Genomic DNA, 5,710 nt, shown 5'->3' with positions numbered 1-5,710 from the left:
ATTTTCACACCTGACGCCAAGTTATTGTTTTTTAAGTGCTTATTAAAACCAATTTCGCACTGTGTCATAAGGGGGACAAAGTGCCAAAATTCTGGCGGATTGTCAAAACTTGTCGCATCCTCCCGGACCCTGGCGGGACGGGGATCACGCTTCCAGCCAGATTGAGTATCGGATGAAAACCAGCGAAGGGGAAAGAATGACGCCGACAGGGTGCGGCGTCAGAGGAGGGATCAGTGTTTCACGCTCTCCTGGGGAGCGGCATAGCGGCACTCGGGAAACCGGCTGCAGGCGAGGAACAGGCGACCGGCATGGGGACCCTTTCGTGCTTCCCGTGCCACCAGGGGCGCGGCACAGCGGGGGCAATGAGGGATCGTCTCCCGGGGCTCCTCCTCATCCGGATCGAGGAAGGGATTCTCCTCCATCAACGCGGGCATTGCCTCTTCGGCCTGGGGGGGCGGCACCTGGGGCTCCCTGGCAGCCCCCGGGTGTGACGTGCCCAGATCGACACCATCGAGCAGCAGCGGGCTGAAGGTCGGTTCGCGGCGCTCGCCGGGCAGCAGGTCATCCACCGGCGCCGTCGTTCTCGCCAGCAGGGGCAGCAGTTGCTCCCGCAACTCGTCGACCTGGTAGTGGCTGCTGGCCGGGATCTGCAACAGCGGCAGGCCGGCGCCATCGCAGGCCGCCTTCAGGAAGAGATCCCGCGACTTGCGCTTCTGGTGGCGGTGCCCCTCGTCATCCAGCTCCACGGCACACAGGAAAGAGAGATCCGTCGGGTGGCAGAGCAGAAAATCGAAGTGCTTCTCCCCTATCTTGCCGAGCGCCTGCTGGCGCTTGCCCTTGCCAAGGTGCGCCTCGGGCGTCAATACATAGGAGGCTCGTACCTTGGCAAAGACACGGGCCTTGTCCCCCACCGCCTGATCCAGCACCCCGAAGAAGGTGCGCTCGGCTGGGCTCATCAAGGTTTCCTGCAGATCATAGGGCTCGGCCTTGCCCTCTTTCTCCCTGCGCCAGACGATCACCAGCAGGAGCAACCCCAGCAACACGGCTCCTGATACGACAAGGCTATTCATACACGCACATCCCGTTTACAAGACAAATTCAGTTCACACCAAAGGAAGGGGCACACTCTACCACGGGGAAAGCGACTCAGGCAGCGCAGAAATCAAGCCCGTCCCGGCATTCGCGTTTTTTCACTGAATTTGCGCAAGGCGGGCTTCATATGGCCTGTCACAGCAGGCACAATGCTAGAGCCCATGGACGTTCTGGCGCGCACCCCGTCGCCGCCAGGCGTCAACGGACCCCACGCAGCCCCATTCAAGGAGAGCAGGATGCAAAAGCAATTGGTCGTCACCGTGATCGGCGCAGACAAACCTGGGATCGTCGAGAGCCTGGCCGATACCATCACCCGGCAGCAGGGTAACTGGCTGGCCAGCTCCATGAGCGAGCTGGCGGGGCAATTTGCCGGCATTTTGCACGTCGCCGTGCCTGACGAGCATTACCGCAACCTGTGCGAGGCCCTGGTGATGCTGCCTGGCCTCACCGTGAGCTTCGCCGAAGGGCAGCTGAGCCCGCAACCGGCCCATCAGGTGATGCTAAGCGTCACCGGCAACGACAGACCGGGCATCGTCCACGAAGTGGCCAGCATCCTGCGGCAGCTCAACATCAACGTCGCCGACCTCACCACAGGTTGCGAACCTGCGCCCCACTCAGGCGCCCCCCTCTTCTATGCCCACGCCCTGGTGGCTATGCCGCCGCAGCTCGAACTGGACGATCTCGTCACGGCCCTGGAGTCCCTCTCCGACGACCTCGTCGTCGACATCGATCAGGATCTGAGCGAATAGTGTCGCCTGTCATAAATTTGTCATGGTTTGACGCCATAACTTCCGCGCAGACGCAACCAGAGCAAAGAGGCACCAGATGAGCACCGACAAGCAGTATGAAGAGAAAGAGCTTAGCTGGCTCTCATTCAATGAACGGGTGTTGCAAGAGGCGATGGACAAGACGGTACCCCTCATCGAGCGGGTCCGTTTCCTCGGGATTTTCTCCTCCAATCAGGACGAGTTCTTCAAGGTACGGGTGTCGGACGTCAAGCGCCGCATCCTCATCAACGAAGTCCACGGCGGCGACGACGAGGCCAAGGTGCTGCTGCGCGCCATCCAGCAGAAGGTGATGGCGCTCGGCGAGGCGTTCGACAACACCTACAAGGAGCTGCTGATCGCGCTGGCCCGCCACAACATCTTCCTGGTGAACGAAAGCCAGCTCTCCGAGTCCATCCAGCAGTGGCTGCGGATCTTCTTCCGGGAAAAGGTGCTGCGCCACATCATCCCCATCCTCCTCAACAAGGAGGTCAACCCGGTCAAGTTCCTGAAAGACGAGCACACCTATCTCGCCATCGAAATGAAGAAGAACGGCCAGGTGATCCAGTACGCCCTGGTGGAAGTGCCCACCGACGATCTGCCCCGCTTCTTCCAGCTACCGCCGGAGGGCACCCGTCGCAAGAAGCAGATCATCATCCTGGACAACGTTATCCGCTTCTGTCTGGACGAGATCTTCAAGGGCTTCTTCGACTACGACGAGATTGCCGCCTACGCGGTCAAGCTGACCCGGGATGCCGAATATGACCTCTCCGACCAGCTGGACCTCAGCCTGGTGGACAAGATGAGTGACGGCTTGAAACAGCGCCTCACTGCCATGCCGGTGCGCTTCGTCTACGAGCGGGAGATGCCGGCGGCCATGATAAGCTTCTTGAAGCTCAAGCTGCAGATCAGCTCCTACGACGCCATCATGCCCGGTGGGCGCTATCACAACTTCAAGGATTTCATCGGCTTCCCCAATGTGGGCCGGGATTATCTGGAAAACCCCAAGCTGCCGGCACTGGACTGCCGCGACTTTGACGGCTTCGTCAACGCCTTCGACGCCATCGCCAAGCAGGACATCCTGCTCTACTACCCGTACCACAAGTTCCACCACTTCACCGAGCTGGTGCGCCAGGCGGCCTTCGACCCGGCGGTCAGCGCCATTCGCATCAACATCTACCGGGTGGCCAAGAAGTCGCGGATCATCCACTCCCTCATCGACGCCGCCAACAACGGCAAGAAGGTGACCGTGGTGGTGGAGTTGCGCGCCCGCTTCGACGAGGCGGCCAACATCGACTGGGCCAACATCCTGACCGACGCAGGCGTCAAGGTGGTGTTCGGGGTGCCCAGCCTCAAGATCCACTCCAAGCTCTGCCTCATCACTCGCCACGAGAACGGCGAGGCGGTGCGCTACGCCCATATCGGGACCGGCAACTTCAACGAGAAGACCGCCAAGATCTACACCGACTTCTCCCTGCTGACCCGCCATCCGGACATCACCGCCGAGGTGGAAAGCGTGTTCGAGTACATCGAGTACCCCTATCGGCGCTACAAGTTCAACCACCTGCTGGTCTCCCCCATCAACAGCCGCCGCCAGCTCTATCGCCTCATCGATAACGAGCTGGCCAACGCCAAGGCGGGGCAACCCAGCGGCATCACCCTCAAGATCAACAATCTGGTGGACAGAGACCTCATCAACCGGCTCTATGCCGCCGGCCAGGCCGGGGTGCCCATCCAGATGATCATCCGGGGCATGTGCGCCCTGCGCCCGGGGGTGCCGGGTCTGAGCGACAACATTCGGGTCATCAGCATCATCGACCGTTTCCTCGAACATCCGCGGGTGATGGTGTTCCACAACAAGGGCAATCCCCAGCTCTATATCTCCAGTGCCGACTGGATGAGCCGCAACATCGACGGTCGCATCGAGGTGGGCACCCCCATCTATGACGAGCGGCTCAAGCAGCGCATCCTCGACATTCTCGAGCTACAACTGAGTGATACCTGCAAGGCGCGGGTGATCGATGCCGACCAGAAGAACGAGTACGTGAAGCGGGGCAACCGCCGCAAGGTCCGTTCCCAGGTGGCGATTTACGACTACCTCAAACGCATAGAGTCAAACCATGGACAATAGTCTGTACGCCGCTGTCGACCTGGGCTCGAACAGCTTCCACATGGTCATCGCCCGCCTCACCGAGGGGCGGATGCAGATCATCGATCGCATCAAGGAGCGAGTGCGCCTCGCCGAAGGGATGGACGGTCAGCGCCGCATGTCCCCGGAGGCCATGGCGCGCGGGCTGGACTGCCTCGCCCTGTTCGCCGAGCGGCTCACCAACATCAAGCCGGATCAGATCCGCATCGCCGGCACCTACACATTGCGCCGCGCCAGCAACGCCCGCGACTTCGTGCGCGAGGCAGCCAAGGTGCTCAACCACCCCATCGAGATCATCAGCGGCCAGGAAGAGGCCCGCCTCATCTATCAGGGGGTCGCCCATACCCAGCACATCGAGGGCCAGGTGCTGGTGGTGGACATCGGCGGCGGCAGCACCGAGCTCATCATCGGCGAAGGGTTTGAGCACAAGGCGCTCACCAGCCGCAAGATGGGCTGCGTTAGCTTCACCCAGAGCTTCTTTGGCAACGGCAAGCTCGGCGAGAAGGCCTTCAACGCAGCCGTGTTGGAAGCCCAGCATCAGCTCGCCCCCATCATCAACCAGTACCGCAAGCTGGGCTGGCAGAGCTGCCTCGGCAGCTCGGGCTCCATCCGCACCGTGCGCGACGTGTTGCAGGGGGAAGAGTGGACCGATGGTGCCATCACCCTGGCGGGACTGGAGCGGCTGAAAGAAGAGATGCTCAAGCACAAGCGGGTCGATCAGCTCAAACTGGCGGGCCTCACCGAGGAGCGTCAGGGGGTCTTTGCCGCCGCGGTGGCCATCCTGCTCGGGCTATTCACCTCCCTGCCCATCGAGCGGATGGAGTACTCCGACGGCGCCCTGCGCGAAGGGTTGCTCTACGAGTTCGAGGAGCGCCTGCAGCATCACGACATTCGCGAACGTACCGCGCTTGCACTCAGCACTCACTATCGCATCGACAAGCGCCAGGCCACCCGGGTAGAGAGCAGCGTCCTCTCCCTGTTCGACGCCCTGAGCGGCCCCTGGGAGATGCCGGAAGAGCCCTATCGCGCCATCCTCGGCTGGGCGGCGCGGCTGCACGAGATCGGCCTTGCCATCAACTACAGCGGCATCCACAAACACTCCGCCTATATCTTGCAAAACACCGATCTGCCCGGCTTCAACCAGGACGATCAGGCCCTGCTGGCGGCCCTGGTGCGCTTTCACCGCAAGGGGCTCAAGCTCTCCGAGCTGCCGGCCCTGCCCAACCACGACGAGCAGACGGTGCTGCGCTGCATCCGCATCCTGCGCCTCGCGGTGGCGGCCCACCACAGGCGTCAGGACAACCTGCTGCCCGAGTGGAACGTGCAGGCCGCCGGGGATCAGCTGGTGGTCACCCTGCCCCTGGACTGGTGCGACGAGAACAAGTTGCTGATGCAGAACCTGGAAAAGGAGCACCGCTACTGCCACGAGCAGGGCTGGCCCCTGCTGTTCCAGCTCGGGTGATCCGCCCCTCTGTGCAAAAAGGCAGCCGATGGCTGCCTTTTTTGTCTCTTGTGCTTTCCTACTGCAGATCCGGCAGGATCAGCTTGGCTATCTCGAAGTAGATGATGAGGCCGGCACCGTCCACCAGGGTAGCGATGAAGGGGGCGGAGACCACCGCCGGGTCGATGCGAAAGCGACGCAGCACCATGGGGATCACCGAGGCGACAGTGGCGCTCCAGAGCACGTTGACATCCTCCCCCACCT

5 protein-coding genes are annotated in these 5,710 nt (G+C 61.8%); 3 read left to right on the top strand and 2 right to left on the bottom strand.

Annotation, left to right across the window (positions count from 1 at the left end):
* Window positions 1-230: 230 nt before the first annotated feature.
* Window positions 231-1,070, bottom strand: coding sequence for a DUF2726 domain-containing protein (locus BN1127_RS06945; RefSeq protein ID WP_041206048.1), 840 nt, complete (start codon window positions 1,068-1,070; stop codon window positions 231-233).
* A gap of 258 nt (window positions 1,071-1,328) precedes the next feature.
* Between BN1127_RS06945 and BN1127_RS06940 the strand changes: the two genes are divergently transcribed.
* From BN1127_RS06940 to ppx, 3 genes are all read left to right on the top strand, one after another.
* Window positions 1,329-1,841, top strand: a complete 513-nt coding sequence (locus tag BN1127_RS06940) for a glycine cleavage system transcriptional repressor (RefSeq protein ID WP_005331931.1) — start codon at window positions 1,329-1,331, stop codon at window positions 1,839-1,841.
* A 76-nt stretch (window positions 1,842-1,917) separates the two neighbouring features.
* Complete coding sequence (gene ppk1, locus BN1127_RS06935; RefSeq protein ID WP_010675282.1) at window positions 1,918-3,987, top strand: polyphosphate kinase 1; 2,070 nt, start codon at window positions 1,918-1,920, stop codon at window positions 3,985-3,987.
* On the top strand, window positions 3,977-5,467 hold the full coding sequence (gene ppx / locus BN1127_RS06930) for an exopolyphosphatase (RefSeq protein ID WP_041206049.1): 1,491 nt from the start codon (window positions 3,977-3,979) through the stop codon (window positions 5,465-5,467). Before ppk1 ends, ppx begins: the two co-directional genes overlap by 11 nt.
* Window positions 5,468-5,525: 58 nt before the next feature.
* Here the strand turns inward: ppx and BN1127_RS06925 are convergent.
* Window positions 5,526-5,710: magnesium transporter (locus BN1127_RS06925; RefSeq protein WP_042648961.1), on the bottom strand; the 185-nt coding region annotated here is incomplete at its 5' end.

The organism is Aeromonas media (assembly GCF_000819985.1).
Classification (GTDB): Bacteria; Pseudomonadota; Gammaproteobacteria; order Enterobacterales; family Aeromonadaceae; genus Aeromonas; species Aeromonas media.
Note: the sequence above shows the minus strand (reverse complement) of the source record. Positions and strands in the feature narration are given on the sequence as shown.